This window comes from Brevibacterium sp. SIMBA_078, assembly GCF_046534565.1.
In the GTDB taxonomy this organism is placed as follows: Bacteria; Actinomycetota; Actinomycetes; order Actinomycetales; family Brevibacteriaceae; genus Brevibacterium.
This window is the reverse complement of record NZ_JAWRYQ010000652.1, coordinates 1-231: the sequence shown is the minus strand read 5'-3', so window position 1 is coordinate 231 and position 231 is coordinate 1. Positions and strand designations below refer to the sequence as shown.

Sequence of the window (231 nt, the reverse complement as noted above, 5' to 3'; positions counted from 1 at the left end):
ATGCTTATCACCGCTTGCTGTGGCTACCGTATGTAATAATGGCGAGGTTCGTGGGCGCACGACTTGGCTTAAATCGTCAGTTAAACTAGCTGTTTTAAAATAGTCTTTCCCTGGGTGTGTATCGGTTAAAAAGTTTTCAAACCACAGACTTCGGCTAGAGCAATGATTAATCACTAAATCAGCCATTAACTTTACATCGTTGGCAATGGCGTTAATATCTTGCCAATCGCC

At 42.4% G+C, this 231-nt stretch carries 1 protein-coding gene; it reads right to left on the bottom strand.

Annotation, left to right across the window (positions count from 1 at the left end; translation table 11 throughout):
• Positions 1 to 231 (bottom strand): alpha-amylase family glycosyl hydrolase (locus tag SB749_RS21110; protein WP_410712044.1); only part of this gene is annotated, 231 nt, incomplete at both ends.